Below are 16,879 nucleotides of genomic sequence, written 5' to 3'. Positions count from 1 at the left end.
AAATAGTCACCGTTATAAAATTGACCAAATCCAGGCAATGCAAAAGACCACAAGAGTGCCGCAACCGGGGACTTATAATTTGTTGGCTTTTCCAAAAAGCATACTTCCTTTATTTCAATTTCTTTTTTATTTCTTGTTGAGTATGTACGAAACGCTAAAGGATCTACTTTTTATCGTGTTTATCACAAAGAGACTCAATCCAGTGGCCCAAGGCGGCACAAATAGAACCGATCACTAGCCCGTTAATCACTGGCAAATCGAGAACACGCAAACATCCGAGCAACCTGAAAAAAGAGAAATGCCAGAAGAGGCCAAAGTTGAAACCCGCCAACATGCCGAAAAAGAAACCGGTTAAATGTGTTGCTTTTTTTGGCTTTTTTACCCCTAATGATGCCAATCTCCGGTTAATGGATACCGACTGGTTAAAGGCTTGCCACAGGGAGAAGCAGTAAACGGCAGGGAAAAAAATCCCCCACTCGGGATGGAATCGTTCGCTGGCCAGGCCAAAATTTCCTTTAAACGCAACGTAAACCGACATATTCAGGTTCGAACCGAAATTGATGGCTGCCGTACAAAGCATGAGCAGAAATCCGATAAAATAATCACCGTTGTAAAGCTGCCCGAAGCCCGGAAAGGCAGCCGACCACAGCAGGGCAGAAAGGGGGGACTTATACAGTTTTCTTTCATTCATTATTTTCACCTATAGGTATTGTATGTATTTTCTGCTGTATCATACTGTCAGGAAAACGCGGCACAGTCTTTTTTCTAAATTGTCATTATATGAGAATGCTTTCATAGTATTCTAATTGGTACAGTGGACCAACTACTAGGACGGTAAAAATGCTGTGAACGATATGCTGAAGGGGCAACAGAATTGGAAATGAAACCGATCAAAAAGATAAAGGGGTTACCAACACAGTTTTTTCCTATAATGATATTTCCCTTCATTGGTGGCATCAGCGGTTTAATCCTCGTCAAACGGCGGAATTAAGCTACAGGACCATAAGGGCCAGGTTGGTTGCCACTTGGCTTCTTCCTTTTTAAAAAAATAATCATCCCGCTTGCCAAAGACACGAAAGATAGATCAGTGAAGTGTAAATATAGGGTATAGTAAAGAAAATAGCCTCTATGTTATACTTATCCTATCCGCAACAAAGGGGGAAAGACGATGGATGAAATTTTGAAGCAAATTCTTAGTGAACTAAAGGATTTAAAAAGTGATGTCTCCGGTTTAAAGAACGACGTCTCCAGCTTAAAAGCAGGCCAGGATCGATTGGAAAGTGATGTCTCCGGCTTAAAAGCAGGCCAGGAACGCATCGAAACCAAAGTTGACAATCTTACGTTAGAATTACGAAGCAATTTTAAATTTACAAATGATAAACTGGAAGAGCACAAAAAAGTTTTTACTGTTGTTTCAAATGAACTGAAAGGCGTAAAAGGCGATATCGAATTTCTAAGTGGAAAAACCGGCAGGCATGATACTAAAATTAATCATATTTTGAATATGCTGAGAGATTAAAGGACATGCACTCCGCATTTGCCGGATGTTTTTATGTGCGCCTGTTGACCCGCTACCATTCTTTCCGTACGATCGAGATTTTTAATGATTGAGAAAGACCTTCTGAAAAAGCCTCCGAGAATGAATTTTTAACTAGCGGATTACCGACAACGAAAGAAAAGGTGTGGGATATAAGATTGCAATGGATCATGACGTAACAAATCTTCATCTCTTATTCAGCTCATTTGAAAACTAGAAAAACTTTACACGTACGGGAAAATTGATCAATTGCATCTTGCGGAATTCATGTTATAATAGGATATGCAAGACCAGTAATAAGTAAAATCTGAAGCGCCCTTTTATATCGGGGACGTTACGGATTCGACAGGGATAGATCGAGCTCAAGTTGCGAGCCGGGGGGTCGTCCCCGTAACAACGCAACGCCTAAAAATAACTGGCAAATCTAACACTAAACTCGCTTTAGCTGCCTAATAAGCGCTAAGCGGATCCTCCCTCCATCGCCCACGTGGTAGGGTAAGGGTCTCAACTTCAGTGGGATACGCCGGCTGTCCTCCGCCTGGGGACGAAGGAAGAGACCAATCAGGCTAGCGCACCGGACGCCCGCCGATAGGCAGATGGCTGCGCGAAATGCGAATATATCGGCTACGCTCGTAGACGCTTGAGTGGCGATATTTCTGGACGTGGGTTCGACTCCCACCGTCTCCATTTTAAGAAAAATAAAGAACGGGATAAAAAGTCCGTGAACCCTTGATATGACTGGGTTTGCGGGCTTTTTTTTGTGGAGAATAGGGAAGAAAACAGGCGTTTTGGAAAACTTTTTGCATTCATTTTATGTACGGGAATGGGCGGTACGCTTGTGCAAGATGTTGTCAACAATGTTTTGCACAAGCAAACTTTCTCCAGTTTTATGAATCTATTAAAAAATTCCGGCGCCAATTACGTTAATCTTAAGATTGCAGTAATTCCTGCAAATGACGCAGGCAAATCATACGGTGGAACCCAACGCTCGGCAATGCAGTTAAAACAGCCAGGCAGCCAAGTCAGCAGGATTGAAAGTCAATATTAATACTTTTGAACATAAAAATGTGATGAGAACCGTATTGATTTCCAGACCGGAATCCTGCACTATTAAAGTAAGGTTCCAAATTTTTATGATGGGAAAAGGTGGTCATTGACATGGCAGATTTTAAATATGAAATCAAAGAAACAATCGGAACAATTTCTGAATCTCCAAAAGGATGGACAAAAGAACTAAACTTAGTCAGCTGGAACGGAAAGGCGCCGAAATTTGATCTGCGTGACTGGGCGCCGGAACATGAGAAAATGGGGAAAGGGATTACGCTGAATACGGATGAACTGAAGGCGCTGAAGGACTTACTGAATCAGATGGAATTATAAAGGATGCTCTTAAAAGTCTGAAACGTCATTTGGGCGGCTTCTTTTCAGTACGGCTGTCCCGATCCTGCTTTCGGGACAGCCTCAGGATTTTTATTTTGTTAATGAAAGTGCTGGCACAATTTTATCTGCAATCGGGCTACCGATGCCGGTGACGAGATCATAACCGGCTGCTGCGGCATAACCGTTGCTTCCGGTTTGAATATCATGGTAATTCGCAGTATAGCCGCTGCTTCCGGTTGTGCCGGCGGTATTATAAACAGTGCTAAGGACTTGTGCACTTGATAAGGATTGCGTGCGTCCTTCATTTGCCAGTGCGATGAGCGCTCCCCAGGCAGGTGCACTAAAGCTTGTTCCGCCAACTTGGAACCAGCCGGATTGGCCATTGTCTTTTGTGCTGGAGTAGACATAGACACCTGTGTTCGGATCCGCATCAAAAGATACATCCGGGATACCGCGTTTTGCGCCGACGATACTTGTCCAACCGGATTGATAGGAAGGCCGGCTTTCGTAAGTGCTGGTAGCCCCTCCAGAACCTGACCATGCAGATTCACTACCGTACTGGCCAGCGCTGGTCAAATTTAAAGTTGTGCCGCCCACCGCAACAACATTCGGTGAGGATGCAGGCCACGAACTGCCACTCCCGTTATCTCCGGAAGAAGCGAGGTAAGTAATGCCGGTATGATTAAAATGACTGTTATAGGAAGATTCGGTTGAAAATTCTGACCCTCCCCAGCTGTTAGAGACAACGGTTGCTCCATGACTTGTTGCGTAATCTTCTGCTGCCAGTAAATTAGTGATTGAAGCGGATTTAGCAGCAACTACCATAATTTTTGCACTCGGGGCAAGCGCGTGTGCCCATTCAACATCAAGGGCTATTTCGAGCGCCCAACCCTCGTCTTTTTTAGGTTTGCCGCCTGGATAAGCGACTTCAATGTTGGCGCTTGGAAGTCCGAACTGCTGGTCGAACGTGTTGAGGTCGCTGGTAATGGTCGGGCTGCCATACGCTTCGATCAGCGCGATGGTCTGGCCGGCACCTGTCTTGCTTAATTGATCAATGCCGTAAGCCTTTTTGATTTGTGCTGGTGAGTAAACAGTTGAGACAGCATTTGGATGAATCCCGTTTGAGTTGTGTTTGTAATGAAGCGGATGATGTGCAACCCAGCCTTTTACCCTATCGGCTGCTGCTATTGTTTTTGCACTGGCAGTCGTGGCTGTGGCAGCTGTTCCCGCAAATAGCGTAATCGATGCGGCAATAAAGCAAATTTCCAGTTTTTTTACCAGTTTTTTCAACTTGATCCCTCCTGATTTTGTAAGAATGGCAGCAAAAAAGAAAAAAATCCTCACCTCCTTGCTTGAACCTGCTATTTTTGTTGAAGGATGGAAGAATCATAGATTGCGGGGAATACCACGTATCCTGTTGCGGCGGTTTTTTTCTTGTTTCAACATCAATAGTAAAATCAATCTTAGCATGCGAAATATAAAATTATTGACGAAATATGGTGAATTTACATAAAAAATAAAAAATAGTAAAATGTAACTAGTCTATTAGCCTGATGATAGCGCTTTTTTCCCATTCAACGAATCTGTAAAAATCTATACCGAATCCTAATGCTTACAGCTATTGAACTTTTAAAATCTGCCGGCAAGGAATTGAAGCGTATTTTATCAATATATTATGGTTAACACCATGCTTACTTAAAGAACAAATGGGTGAAGAAAAAAACAGAGAAGTGTCTTATAGAAAGATCTAAAGGACACTGCGTTGATGAAAAAGCAGAGAATTTCTGGATTATTATCTGTCTGTACCATCGTAAACTTTAGACTCCGTGTACCGAACCGTACGCACGGCGGGGTTATCCAGAAGTCTGGATAAGTGGTGTGAGAGGCCGGCTAATCAAATAATGATTAGCCGACCTACTCGATTACTTTTTTAGCAAACCACGGCTGTCATTCATAGATTAGCAAAGTCTCAAACAGGCCATTTGCATCCAATGACTATCCCATGTGAGTCTAATAAGCTCGATTATGAAGTTGAAATTGCAGTTGTAATAGGCAAGAACGGAAGAAGATGTTTCTGACATCCAAAAATAACCGAAAGTTGACGGTATTGCCTGTCCGGAATTTGACGAGTATAATGTCCTCGTATTTATTCTTGAGAAAGGAAAAGGACATCCCCCATGATGTATAACTGTACCATCAGCTATACGGGGAATGTCCCACCAAAAATAACGATTATGGTTATTGTATCAGATTATAAGCTAATTGAAAATACTCAACTTGGTGTTTTTGGTTAGGGGTGCGGAAAAAGTACCTTCCCCTTGTTGTGGTAAACATATGAAGGTTATTGGGACAAGAGATCGAAAAGCCATTGATAGATCTGGAAAGAAGCATATTTATAATATCAGACGTTTACAATGTGAACAATGCGGAAAGATTCATCACGAACTTCCAGAATTTCTGGTGCCTTATAAAAGATATAAATCGGAATGTATTGAAACGGTTTTGACTAATCGTTCCAATCATGATATTCCGGCAGATGAATCAACACTTTATCGTTGGATAGACTGGTTTTATTTTTATGTAGAATACTGGATCCATTGCCTTGTTTCCATTAAACATCAGACCAAACAAGATGGGGACGACCTGAAAGTTTTGCCCGAAACTTCGGGGACCGCACTCCAAAGATTAGGGCGATTGGTGGGCAATGCCTCCGGATGGCTGGCGCGTGTTGTCCGACCCGTTGTAAATTTTTATTTATGGGTACATACCCGTTCTGCATTCTTGTCCGGCGGGGGTTGATTTACACTCATGGTAGATAAATAGGAAAGGAGTCTATCATGAATGGATCACAAGAAAGCAGATGAAATGGCAGCCCAAAGGTTTTAACTCATTTCTCCATTATTGGCGGATGGATTGGATGCCGGAATTTGGGCCAATCGGTAAATACGGGCCAGGCGCAGGCGGTCCCATAATTCACTTTGTCCGACAAGAATCAGGTATTCAGGAGTAACTGAGCAAATTTTCACAGATGGTTTTCATCATAAAGTACATCTAAATTCGCGGCGAATTCAAAAATCCCTTCTCTTAATCTGAAATCTGCTACAGCCCCCGGCCCTAATATCCTATTTATCGCATTAGCACTTTGACCTTTAATAAAACCATAACCCACCTCTAAATAGGGTTTGCTGAATAAACAAAAATTCCAGATTTGACAAGGATTTTGGCCACTTTTGTCGAATATAAAGTGCAAGGATTTCATAGGGAACACGTAAAAAACCTTGCACTTGGAGGCCGTTACGATGTACAAAAAGACCGAACATCAATTAACTTTTGTAGAAGATTTTTTTCTACCATTCGGTGGAAAATTAAATAAAGAAAATCGCTGGGTCCGTCTTGCTGAATTAATCCCTTGGTGGAAGGCTGAAGAAAAGTATGCCAAGTCCTTCAAGAAAAAATTCAAAGGTGAAAAGGCTTATTCTGTCAGAGTTGCTCTTGGGGCTCTCTATATCAAAGAACGGCTTGGGCTATCTGACCGGGAAACAGTCGAACAGATCACGGAAAACCCGTATCTTCAGTATTTTATTGGGTTGCCTGAATTCCAGGAAAAAGCCCCATTCGATCATTCTCTGATGACTCGTTTTAGAAAACGTTTGGGTGCAAACATCATCAATGAACTGAATGAATGGATTGTTCTGGAAGAACAAGAACGCCAATCGGAAGAAGCATCTAAGGAAAATGACAACGATGATGATCACCATGATGATGACGATCATAGTAGTGGTGATCATCAACCTTCCGGTCCTGCTTCGGAAGAGAATTCAACTGGATCGGCTTCTCCTAAAACGAAGAACAAAGGAAAGCTCATTCTGGACGCAACCTGTGCACCGGCTGATATTGCTTACCCTACTGACCTGGGGCTTTTGAACGAAGCCCGTGAGAAACTGGAGCATATCATTGATGTACTGCATGAACCGCACAAAGGAAAATTACGAAAGCCAAGGACCTACAGAAAAAGAGCCCGCAGGGACTATCTTTCTGTCGCTAAGCAACGCAAAGCTGGAGCCCGGAAAATCCGGAAAGCTGTCGGCAAACAACTTGGATATGTGAAACGGAATCTGGAGATCATTGGAAATCTCATTTCCCAAAGCTCCCTGTCTCTTTTGAGCAAAGATGAATACCGACAACTCCTCGTGATTCATGAACTTTACCGCCAACAGGCAGAAATGTACAAAAAGAAAACACATCGGATTGACCACCGGATTGTGAGTATTTCCCAGCCGCATGTCCGTCCAATTGTGCGTGGCAAGGCAAAAGCGAACGTGGAATTCGGCTCAAAAGTCGCCATTAGCGTTGTAGATGGCTATGCCTTGATTGAGCAACTCGACTGGGAAAATTACAATGAAGGGATCACCCTTAGAGAATCTATTGAGAACTACTACAACCGGTTCGGATTTTATCCAGAAGCGATTTTAGCAGATAAAATCTACCGAAACCGTCACAACCTGGCATACTGCAAATCTCTTGGCATTCGTCTGAGTGGGCCAAGGTTGGGACGCCCATCCAAAACGGAAGACAAAACCTTAGAACGCGTGGCAAGGCAGGATGCCTCTGAACGTAATGCCGTTGAAAGCAAATTTGGCGAAGGCAAGCGCAAGTATGGGCTAGGCCTTATTCGAGCACGCCTTCAGGAGACCAGTGAAACAGTAGTAGCCCTTCAATTCCTTATAATGAATCTGGAGCGGAAGCTCAGGGTTCTTTTTTTGAAATTTTTACACAACACTATTTTATATTTTTTTAACCGTAATTTGGCTTGTATCTGACAGAATCTCATTCGTTCAGCAAACCCTAAATAAAATTGTTTTAAATCGCTTGGAAAACTTAGGTTCATTCTCTGCTCAGCGATTAAAATATCATTTTCCGTTACATTATAAATTTTATGCTTGTACCTATTCATAAATTCAAAATTAGCCAATTTGACCTTTTACCTCCTTGAAAACAGTTTTTCTGACGGCACTCCCTTTCCATGTATGCCAGCTTGGTTTCATTCGGATATTTTGCAAGATGAATATTCCATATTCCACCACGCATGAGGGCCATCAAAGTTATTCTCAATGATATGATGCGCATCATACGTTTGTCCAATACTTCGGACAACTTCACGATTCTTATCCATCATTTCCTCTTCTGGAAATCCATCACGTCCCGTTTTACAACCTTTTTAAATTATGTTATAAAGAGGGTATTCAAAGTTTCTTATTTGGCTACTTCAAAAAGACGGGAGCATAAAAAGATGGAGACGACAACGGAAAAAAAACCGTACGGCACGGTGTTGATCCGTGCGAAAGATATACTGGACTATCTGGAATACCGGGTGGACCCGGTGAGTCTGCAGGAAATTTGCACGGCTTTAAATACGAGCAAATCCACGGTCTTAAAAATTTTAAATACCCTTTGCTCGATTGATTTTGTAAAACGGGATGAAGAGACAAAGAAATATACGCTCGGTACCGCGCTTATCCGTTACGGGGAAACCGCCCGCAAATCTTTTAATATTGTAAACGTGGCGGAAGCGGTGCTCGAAGAACTGAATGACACCATTGGCGAAACCGTCCACCTTGGTATTTATGAACAGGATCATGTGGTGTACGTGAAAAAGCTGAACGGAAAAGGGCAAATCATTTTAAGCTCGCAGGTCGGGCATACGCTGCCGCTGTATTGTTCTGCGATGGGAAAAGCGTACTTGGCTGAACAGAGCGAGAAAGATGTGCGTGATTATTTGTCCCGGATTACGATTGAAAAAAGGACTGAAAACACGATTACGGACCCGGAAAAACTGATTCAAGATCTCCAGGAAGTCAAACAGCGTGGGTATGCAATTGACAACCAAGAGAATGAAAAAGACATTTACTGTATTGCGGTGGTCATCAAGCGGAACGGAAAGATCGAAGGGATGATGAGCGTTAGTGCCCCGCGGTTCCGGATCACAGAAGAAAAGAAGCAAAAAATGATTACAAGCATCTTAGAGGCACGACAAAAAATTGAAAGCAAATTGAATGGCTAATGGAAAAAACTTGTTCCGACACGGGGCAAGTTTTTTATTTTCTCTTTCATGAAATGGTTTACATAGGAGAGAGTGTGTTGTAAAATGAAATTGAATTTATTATTCATAAATAAAGTTTATTATATAGAAATTAAAAGGAGCGTGCACCATGAAAAAAATGCAGACTTTGCAGGCGTTAGAAAAAAATGGAATTGTGGCCGTGCTGCGTGCAGACTCCGTTGAAAAAGCTTTGCGTATTACGGATGCACTGATTGCCGGCGGGATCAAAAGCATCGAACTAACTTTTACCGTTCCGAATGCGGATGTTGCCATCAAAAAATTGACGGAACTGTACCAAGACCGTGATGATGTCCTCGTTGGAGCTGGCACTGTCCTGGATGCCCAGACCGCCCAGACCGCGCAAATGGCCGGGGCAAAATTCATCGTCGCGCCGACATTTGATCCGGAAACGGCTGCTTTTTGTAACCTTTATCAAATCCCTTATATCCCGGGCTGTATGACGGTAAATGAAATGAAAGCGGCCATGCAGGCAGGGGCAGAAGTGATTAAACTGTTCCCGAGCAATATTGTCGGGCCGGCATTTGTAAAAGACGTAAAAGCTCCGCTGCCGCAACTTGAAATCATGCCTTCAGGCGGAATCAGTCTGGACAATATGGGAAATTGGATCAAAGCAGGCTGTAAAATCCTTGGCGTAGGCGGAAGCTTATTGAAACCTGCCGAAACCAATGATTTTGCGAAAGTGACCGAGACAGCAAGAGCGTTTGTGGACAAATATCAGCAACTAACAGAAGCCGTGCATCAGCAATCGAGGGGTCAATATGCCTAAAATTTTAACACTTGGAGAGATTTTGCTGCGCCTTTCCACCTCCCCGGGAGATCTTTTATCCTGCAGCCATTCTTTCAATGTAAACTACGGCGGGGCGGAGGCGAATGTTGCCACAACGCTTGCCAGTTTCGGGCATGACGTTGCGTTTGCGAGCAAAGTGCCGGATTCCCCTTTGGGAGCGGCTGCAGTGAGAAGCCTCCGGGCAAGCGGTATTGATACTTCCCGTCTTCTAATGGGCGGCAACCGGCTCGGCATCTATTTTTTGGAACAGGGGGGCACATTGCGCAATTCCAAAGTGATCTATGACAGGGAAAGTTCCAGCTTTTCACAGATGGATATTGGCGAGTGGGATTTTGACCGGCTTTTTGCGGATGTGGCCCTTTTCCACCTGACTGGCATTACCTTTGCTGTGTCCGAATCATGGAAATATTATGGGCAAATTCTCGTTAAAGCGGCTTTTGATCGCGGCATTCCGGTCAGCTACGACATCAATTACCGGCCGGCAATGTGGACGATGGAAGAGGCGAGGGCAGCCATTATCCCGATCTTGCCGATGCTCACTTACTGCTGTGCCAACTATCTTGATGCCCGAAACTTTTTTGGCATTGATGCATCGGTGGCTGTGCCCGGCAATATGGAAGCATGTTACCGGGAAATCAGCCGCAAGTACCCGAATCTCCGCGCACTCTATGCGACAGACCGGAACGTCATCTCCCCGACCTGCCATGAATTGCAGGGCATGCTCTGGACTGGCGGCGTTTTTATACAATCCAAGCGTTACCGTATGGAGCAGATCGTAGACCGGATCGGCGGCGGGGATGCCTATGCAGCCGGGATGCTTCACGGCTTCTTAACCGGGATGGATCCGGAAGAAACCGTACAATTTGCGGCTGCTACATCTGTTTTGAAACATTCCGTGAACGGGGATGCCCTGCCGCTTTCAGCAGACGAAGTCCGATCATGGGAAGGCGCTTCCGGCCGGGAAGTCGTTCGATAAACAAATGTTCAAAAAAAGCAAAAAAACTATTGAATAAATTTGAAAGCGGATTATAATAAGGAATGTAAGAACAAATAAGAAACTTTATTTCCAAATAGGAAATAAAGGAGGGAAGAATTTGAAAAAATTATCTTATTCATACGTGAAAGACCTGCAACGCTATCCAACAAAAGCCATTCAGTTTGGAGAAGGAAATTTTCTTCGGGCTTTTGTCGACTGGCAGATTCAGCAAATGAACAAACGTGGACTTTTTCAAGGTGGGGTGACAATTGTACAATCAATGCCACGCGGAAGAGTAGGGCAACTTGCTGGACAGGACTATTTATTTACAGTCATGCTGGAAGGAATGCAAAATGGAAAAGCAGTCCAGTCCCATGAGATTATTTCATCGGTAAATAACGGGATCAATCCTTATGAAGATTATGACGCCTATTTACAATTGGCTCATGATGACAACATCCGGTTTATTTTTTCCAATACGACGGAAGCCGGCATCGTCTATCATGAAGGAGATGCATTATCCGACCGGCCCCCCGTAAGTTTCCCGGCAAAACTGACGGCACTGCTCTATGAAAGATATAAGGCCGGAAAAAAGGGGTTTTACATCATTCCTTGCGAGCTCATTGAAAATAACGGCAAGGCACTGAAAGAAATTGTGCACCGCTATGCGGATAAGTGGCAGCTTGGCGAAGATTTCAGCAGCTGGCTTGAAACAGAAAATACTTTCTGTTCCAGCTTGGTCGACCGGATTGTCCCGGGCTACCCGAAAGACCGCGCAGAAAAATTTTGGGAAGAATGGGGCTATGAAGATACGTTAATTGCAAAAGCAGAACCATTTCTCATTTGGGTGATTGAAGGGCCCAAGGAGATTGAAGAAGAACTGCCGCTCAAAAAAGCGGGGCTGAATGTCGTGGTTACCGAGCATTTAAAACCGTACCGCGACCGGAAAGTATACTTACTAAACGCCCCCCATACAACAATGGCCTGCTTGGCGCGACTTGCCGGCATTAAAACTGTCGGCGGGGTAATGGAAGATCCCGATTTTTACCGGTTGATTGACCGCGAAATGTTTGCGGAAATCATCCCGTCATTGGATTTGCCAAAAGAAGAGTTGACAAGTTACGCGGCGGAAATTCAGGAACGTTTCAGAAACCCGTATATGGAACACCAGCTGGACGCGATTGCTTTAAACAGCGTTTCAAAATTTAAGGCACGCCTCCTTCCCATATTGGCGGAGCATGTAAAAAGGTTCCACAAAATCCCGTCAAGAATTGCGTTAGCTTTATCCGGGCTGTTGAAAATTTATGGAGAGCAGGATCCTGCCTCTGCTAAAGCAATTGATTTGCCGGATGTTTTGAAAGAGTTTTCAATGGCGTATCACTCCGATCGCTATGTTTGGGACATTTTAAGCAACGAAACCTTATGGGGAATGGATTTGACAAAAATTGACGGCCTGCCCGCTCAAGTTGAAAAAGGCTTACAGTTGATAGAAAAAGAGGGCGTTCGCAGGGCAGTGCAGCAGGCCAACGAGGAGGCATTACCGATTGAAAAATAAAACCATTCAGCTAAACCCCCGGGATAATGTACTCGTTGCTCTTCAGGATTTAGAGCCGGGTGATGTCCTTACATCAGGGGCTAGGGCGATCACCGTAAATGAGGCAATAAAAAGAGGACACAAAATTGCTTTAGAAGATATCGAGGAGAACGCGGACATTATAAAATACGGGTCACCCATTGGACATGCGACAAAAAAGATTGAACAAGGCAGCTGGGTCCATACCCATAACGTGAGCACCAATCTTTCCGGAAAAGTGGAATACGAGTACAAGCCGGAACTGCATCCCCGCATCTTTCCGAAAGACAGCCGCACTTTTAAAGGTTATTTGCGGAAAAACGGAAAAGCCGGGATACGCAATGATTTATACATCATTCCGACTGTTGGGTGCATCAATATGATCGGTGATCTCCTCGTTGACCAATTTAAGGCGAATCACCCTGATAACGGCGCATTTGATGAAATTATATTGTTTAAACATCCATACGGCTGTTCCCAGCTGGGGGATGATTTGCAGAACACCCGCAAGATTTTAATGGATGCGGCCGCCCATCCAAATGCCGGCGGTGTGCTCATCTTCGGGCTTGGCTGTGAAAACAACCAGCTAGATGAAATGAAGGCACAAATGGGAGAGTTTGATGAAAAGCGCGTAAAGTTTATGATTTGCCAGGATGTTGAAGATGAAGTGGAAACAGGCTTCCAACTACTGGAAGAATTGAATGAAGCTGCAAAAGAGGACAAGCGGATCGATCTGCCTCTATCAGAATTGAAAATTGGATTAAAATGCGGCGGCTCAGACGGATTTTCGGGCATTACCGGCAATCCACTGCTTGGAAGATTTTCAGATTTTGTCATTTCTCAAGGCGGCTCCACTGTTTTAACGGAAGTCCCGGAAATGTTCGGTGCCGAAAAAATGTTAATGGCACGAGCAAAAGATGAAATCGTATTCAATAAAATTGTGAAGCTCATTAATCAATTTAAAGATTATTTTGCTTCTTACGGGCAGCCAATCTATGAAAATCCTTCTCCGGGCAATAAGGCCGGCGGGATCACCACTTTGGAAGACAAATCGCTCGGCTGCACGCAAAAAGCGGGGACATCGGCAGTGGTCGATGTGCTGGAATACGGAGAAAAACTAAAGGAAAAAGGGTTATCCCTACTTCAGGCACCCGGAAATGATCTTGTTTCCTCAACAGCGCTTGCAGCGGCGGATTGCCAGATGGTCCTGTTCACAACCGGCAGGGGCACACCGTTTGGAACCTTTGTGCCAACTGTGAAAGTATCGACGAACACCGAACTTTATGAAAAGAAAAAGCAGTGGATTGATTTCAACGCGGGACGGCTGCTTGATGAAGAAATGGACGAAGTAGTAGAACAATTTATTTCTTTTATTCTTGAAGTCGCGAGCGGGAAGAAGACGAAAAATGAGATCCGCCATCTGCATGAGATTGCGATATTTAAGAACGGCGTTACTGAATAAACCATTATTCCATTCCAAAAAGAAGGTATAGAACATGTTCTTAAATCAAGATTTTCTTTTAACAACAGATTTTGCCAAGAAATTATTTCACAACCATGCCGAAAAAATGCCGATTATTGATTACCATTGCCACCTGAACCCGAAGGAAATCTACGAAAATAAAAATTTCAGAGATTTGGCACAAGTGTGGATCAATGAAGGGCATTACGGTGACCATTATAAATGGCGTTTAATGCGCGCAAACGGTGTCCCGGAAAAATATATTACGGGTGATGCTGACCCTTACGAAAAGTTTTTAAAATGGGCGGAAACGATTGAAAAATCAGTGGGCAATCCACTTTATGAATGGACGCATTTGGAGTTGCGGCGTTTCTTTGAAATTGATACGATTTTAAACCGCAAAACGGCACCGGCCATTTGGGAACAGGCAAATCAATTGCTGGCGACAGATGATTTTAAACCACGGAATTTAATTAAAAACAGCAATGTGAAAGTGGTTTGCACAACAGATGACCCGGTGGATGACCTTCAATACCATAAATTGTTACAGGAATCCGAGACGGAAAATGGTTTTAAGGTGCTGCCGGCTTTCCGGCCCGATAAGGTGCTGAACATCCAGAATAAAGAATACGCTGATTATGTCCACAAATTAGCAACTGTTTCAGGCGTTTCAATCCAAAATTTCTCGGATCTCGTTTCGGCTGTTCGAAACCGAATTGAATATTTCCATGAAAGAGGCGGACGGTTATCCGACCATGCCCTGGATACTTTTACGTATGCAGAGGCGGCGCCGCAACAATTGGATGCGATCGTTGAGAAAGCGTTATCACAAGAAGCGTTGAGTTTAAATGAAATCAATCAATATCACACAGCGCTGTTAATAGAACTTATGCACATTTATCACGAAAAAGGCTGGGTCATGCAATATCACATTCATGCTTACAGGAACTTAAATGGGCCCATGTTTGAAAAACTGGGGCCTGATACGGGGTATGATGCATTGAATGATCGATGTATTGCAGAATCTTACGGGAAATTATTTGCCCGTGCAGAAAATGAAGATATCATTCCAAAAACGATTCTTTATTCTTTAAACCCGAACGACTGGCTCCCGCTTGTCACAATGATGGGCTGTTTCCAAAAAGATACGGTTCAGAAATTGCAGCTGGGATGCGCCTGGTGGTTTAACGATACAAGAAGCGGGATGCGCAGGCAATTGGAAATGTTTGCAGAAGAAAGCCTCCTGCCAAATTTTGTCGGCATGTTAACCGATTCACGCAGTTTCCTGTCATACCCGCGCCACGAATATTTCCGCAGGGTACTATGCGAGCTATTTGGCGAATGGGCAGAACGGGGACAAATCCCCGAGGATGAAGAACAGATCGGGAAAATCATTGAAGATATTGCTTACCATAATGCTTATCGATATTTTGGTTTTTTTGAGTAATAAAGGCTTATGTTGTTCCAGAGTTGGAAAATTTCGCACTTTTTAATAAAAATAGGTGGTGCAGAAACATGGCTGAAAGCGTTGTAAAAACGACCGCGGAAAAGATAATTGATCCGCAGCATGCATCCAAGCGTATTTCGTTAAAAGAAAAAGTGAGTTACGGTTTTGGTGATTTTGGGAATGGTTTTATGTTTGATTTGGGGCAATCTTATTTGACCAATTTCTATACGGATGTCGCAGGCATTAGCGCTGCGGCAGCCGCCGGTGTTTTTTCGATTACAAAAATCTTTGATGCATTTATGGACCCATTAGCCGGATCCATCATTGATTCGAGAACCCCCGGAAAGCGCGGTAAGTTTCGTCCAGTTATGATGGTTTCTTCTGTATTGCTAGCGATTATGACAGTCATTATCTTTATAATGCCGTCCGGTTTATCACCAACGATGAAGATCGTTTACGCATATGCAACATATATGGCTTGGGGTGTTTTGTATTCGTTTACAAATGTGCCATACGGGTCTTTGGCTTCTGTCATGACAAGAAATGTAGATGACCGATCCTTCATGGCTTCTACACGGCAGGCCGGCTCAATTGGCGCCCAATTGGTAACTGGTGTTGCTTTTGTTCCAATTATGCTGTTGTTCTCAAATACAAAAGTAGGTTATGCCGTTACTGCAGCTATTATGGCTTTCATTGGTATATGCGGTTTCTTTATATGCTATATCAATACAAAAGAACATATTCATGCTGAAAATTCACGAAGCAAAGAACGCGAAACGATGAAAGATTATCTTCGGGTCGTATTTACGAACAGGCCGCTGTGGAGCCTGATTTTAATGACATTATTTACAATTTCTGCTATGAATACAAACAACCAAATGATGATTTATTTCTGTAAATACAATCTGAATAACATCGGTTTGCAACCAATTATTAATTTTATCATGATGGGCTGCTCTGTTGCAGGGATTACACTCATCCCATTTTTGGTAAAAAAGTTTGGCAAGAAAAAAACAGCAATTGGCGGGCTTATCATTGGAGTCGTTGCGGACGCATTGAATTTTGTCATTCCAACAAACATTGTAACATTCATTATTTTAGTTACGATCGGGTATGTGGCTTTAGCCATTCCGAACGGTGTTACCTGGGCTTTTGTATCTGATACGATTGACTACGGCCACTGGCATACAGGTGTACGTAAAGAAGGGATTACCTATGCTGCCTTTAACTTCTCGAGAAAAATTGCCCAATCTATTGCAGCATTGGTTTCAGCAGGTATTCTTGCTGCAACGGGATATATTGCGAATGCCCATCAATCATCAACAACATTGCTTGGAATTAAAGGGGCAATGACGATTTATCCGGCTGTCGCTTTACTACTTGCTGCAATTATTATCACCCTTTTATATAATTTGCCTGATGATAAATTTAAACAAATTGCAAATGATTTGGAAAACGGTCGTTGGGAAAAGGGTACATTTATTCAAGGATAAAAAGAAACAGGGGATAGAAAACACAGCAGTTTACTTGGTATAATCATAAAATTTTGATAAGCGGCTGCTTTCTTAAAATTCAAGAAGGCAGCTCTGTTCATTT

General features: G+C 43.3%; 15 protein-coding genes, 1 other RNA gene and 1 pseudogene. 14 read left to right on the top strand and 3 right to left on the bottom strand.

Annotation, left to right across the window (positions count from 1 at the left end; all coding sequences use genetic code 11):
- Positions 1-163: 163 nt before the first annotated feature.
- Entirely contained in the window at positions 164-691 is a 528-nt protein-coding gene (locus OF158_RS12860) for a hypothetical protein (RefSeq protein WP_014097485.1), read from the bottom strand.
- A 477-nt stretch (positions 692-1,168) separates the two neighbouring features.
- Between OF158_RS12860 and OF158_RS12855 the strand changes: the two genes are divergently transcribed.
- The 4 genes from OF158_RS12855 (at position 1,169) to OF158_RS12840 (ending at position 2,917) form a co-directional block, all read left to right on the top strand.
- A complete protein-coding gene (locus OF158_RS12855; protein ID WP_014097486.1) occupies positions 1,169-1,519 on the top strand; it encodes a hypothetical protein in 351 nt (116 codons plus the stop codon).
- A 345-nt stretch (positions 1,520-1,864) separates the two neighbouring features.
- Positions 1,865-2,227, top strand: a transfer-messenger RNA (tmRNA) gene (gene ssrA, locus OF158_RS12850).
- 70 nt (positions 2,228-2,297) lie between these two features.
- A complete protein-coding gene (locus tag OF158_RS12845) occupies positions 2,298-2,585 on the top strand; it encodes a hypothetical protein (protein ID WP_035184093.1) in 288 nt (95 codons plus the stop codon).
- 110 nt (positions 2,586-2,695) lie between these two features.
- The gene (locus OF158_RS12840; RefSeq protein WP_014097487.1) at positions 2,696-2,917 is read left to right on the top strand and encodes a YdbC family protein; all 222 of its coding nucleotides are present in this window, start codon (positions 2,696-2,698) and stop codon (positions 2,915-2,917) included.
- A gap of 90 nt (positions 2,918-3,007) precedes the next feature.
- On the opposite strand, the gene OF158_RS12835 is transcribed toward OF158_RS12840, so the two are convergent.
- Complete coding sequence (locus OF158_RS12835) at positions 3,008-4,207, bottom strand: S53 family peptidase (protein WP_014097488.1); 1,200 nt, start codon at positions 4,205-4,207, stop codon at positions 3,008-3,010.
- A 659-nt stretch (positions 4,208-4,866) separates the two neighbouring features.
- Here OF158_RS12835 and OF158_RS17635 point away from each other — a divergent pair.
- Together OF158_RS17635 and OF158_RS12830 are read left to right on the top strand one after the other, a co-directional pair.
- Positions 4,867-4,995, top strand: a complete 129-nt coding sequence (locus OF158_RS17635; RefSeq protein ID WP_225620997.1) for a fumarylacetoacetate hydrolase family protein — start codon at positions 4,867-4,869, stop codon at positions 4,993-4,995.
- 202 nt (positions 4,996-5,197) lie between these two features.
- Positions 5,198-5,716, top strand: a complete 519-nt coding sequence (locus tag OF158_RS12830; protein WP_225620988.1) for a DUF6431 domain-containing protein — start codon at positions 5,198-5,200, stop codon at positions 5,714-5,716.
- Positions 5,717-5,942: 226 nt separating this feature from the next.
- Here OF158_RS12830 and OF158_RS17565 read toward each other — a convergent pair.
- Positions 5,943-6,125, bottom strand: a pseudogene (locus OF158_RS17565) (hypothetical protein); the annotation flags it as partial.
- Between the two features lie 91 nt (positions 6,126-6,216).
- Here OF158_RS17565 and OF158_RS12825 point away from each other — a divergent pair.
- The 8 genes from OF158_RS12825 (at position 6,217) to OF158_RS12790 (ending at position 16,776) form a co-directional block, all read left to right on the top strand.
- Positions 6,217-7,737 carry an IS5-like element ISBco3 family transposase gene (locus OF158_RS12825; RefSeq protein ID WP_048339774.1) on the top strand — a complete coding sequence of 507 codons (1,521 nt, stop codon included), beginning with the start codon at positions 6,217-6,219 and terminating at the stop codon, positions 7,735-7,737.
- Positions 7,738-8,207: 470 nt separating this feature from the next.
- Positions 8,208-8,978: an IclR family transcriptional regulator gene (locus OF158_RS12820; protein WP_014097490.1), complete on the top strand. Its 771-nt coding sequence runs from the start codon at positions 8,208-8,210 to the stop codon at positions 8,976-8,978.
- A 148-nt stretch (positions 8,979-9,126) separates the two neighbouring features.
- Positions 9,127-9,804: a bifunctional 2-keto-4-hydroxyglutarate aldolase/2-keto-3-deoxy-6-phosphogluconate aldolase gene (locus tag OF158_RS12815; protein ID WP_014097491.1), complete on the top strand. Its 678-nt coding sequence runs from the start codon at positions 9,127-9,129 to the stop codon at positions 9,802-9,804.
- Positions 9,797-10,801, top strand: a complete 1,005-nt coding sequence (locus OF158_RS12810) for a sugar kinase (RefSeq protein WP_035184100.1) — start codon at positions 9,797-9,799, stop codon at positions 10,799-10,801. The genes OF158_RS12815 and OF158_RS12810 overlap by 8 nt, the downstream gene beginning before the upstream one ends.
- A 118-nt stretch (positions 10,802-10,919) precedes the next feature.
- Positions 10,920-12,356, top strand: coding sequence for a tagaturonate reductase (locus tag OF158_RS12805; RefSeq protein ID WP_035184102.1), 1,437 nt, complete (start codon positions 10,920-10,922; stop codon positions 12,354-12,356).
- Entirely contained in the window at positions 12,346-13,836 is a 1,491-nt protein-coding gene (locus OF158_RS12800; RefSeq protein WP_017552000.1) for a UxaA family hydrolase, read from the top strand. Before OF158_RS12805 ends, OF158_RS12800 begins: the two co-directional genes overlap by 11 nt.
- Before the next feature lie 34 nt (positions 13,837-13,870).
- Complete coding sequence (gene uxaC / locus OF158_RS12795; RefSeq protein WP_014097495.1) at positions 13,871-15,283, top strand: glucuronate isomerase; 1,413 nt, start codon at positions 13,871-13,873, stop codon at positions 15,281-15,283.
- A 68-nt stretch (positions 15,284-15,351) separates the two neighbouring features.
- The gene (locus OF158_RS12790; protein ID WP_014097496.1) at positions 15,352-16,776 is read left to right on the top strand and encodes a glycoside-pentoside-hexuronide (GPH):cation symporter; all 1,425 of its coding nucleotides are present in this window, start codon (positions 15,352-15,354) and stop codon (positions 16,774-16,776) included.
- Positions 16,777-16,879: the final 103 nt, after the last annotated feature.

The organism is Weizmannia sp. WK01 (assembly GCF_025905465.1).
In the GTDB taxonomy this organism is placed as follows: domain Bacteria; phylum Bacillota; class Bacilli; order Bacillales; family Bacillaceae_C; genus Weizmannia; species Weizmannia faecalis.
Note: the sequence above shows the minus strand (reverse complement) of the source record. Positions and strands in the feature narration are given on the sequence as shown.

Bases quoted from the DNA above. Each gene is read 5' to 3' on its own strand.
- OF158_RS12860 (WP_014097485.1), bottom strand. From the start codon at position 691: ATGAATGAAAGAAAACTGTATAAGTCCCCCCTTTCTGCCCTGCTGTGG.
- OF158_RS12855 (WP_014097486.1), top strand. From the start codon at position 1,169: ATGGATGAAATTTTGAAGCAAATTCTTAGTGAACTAAAGGATTTAAAA.
- OF158_RS12840 (WP_014097487.1), top strand. From the start codon at position 2,696: ATGGCAGATTTTAAATATGAAATCAAAGAAACAATCGGAACAATTTCT.
- OF158_RS12825 (WP_048339774.1), top strand. From the start codon at position 6,217: ATGTACAAAAAGACCGAACATCAATTAACTTTTGTAGAAGATTTTTTT.
- OF158_RS12820 (WP_014097490.1), top strand. From the start codon at position 8,208: ATGGAGACGACAACGGAAAAAAAACCGTACGGCACGGTGTTGATCCGT.
- OF158_RS12815 (WP_014097491.1), top strand. From the start codon at position 9,127: ATGAAAAAAATGCAGACTTTGCAGGCGTTAGAAAAAAATGGAATTGTG.
- OF158_RS12810 (WP_035184100.1), top strand. From the start codon at position 9,797: ATGCCTAAAATTTTAACACTTGGAGAGATTTTGCTGCGCCTTTCCACC.
- uxaC (WP_014097495.1), top strand. From the start codon at position 13,871: ATGTTCTTAAATCAAGATTTTCTTTTAACAACAGATTTTGCCAAGAAA.
- OF158_RS12790 (WP_014097496.1), top strand. From the start codon at position 15,352: ATGGCTGAAAGCGTTGTAAAAACGACCGCGGAAAAGATAATTGATCCG.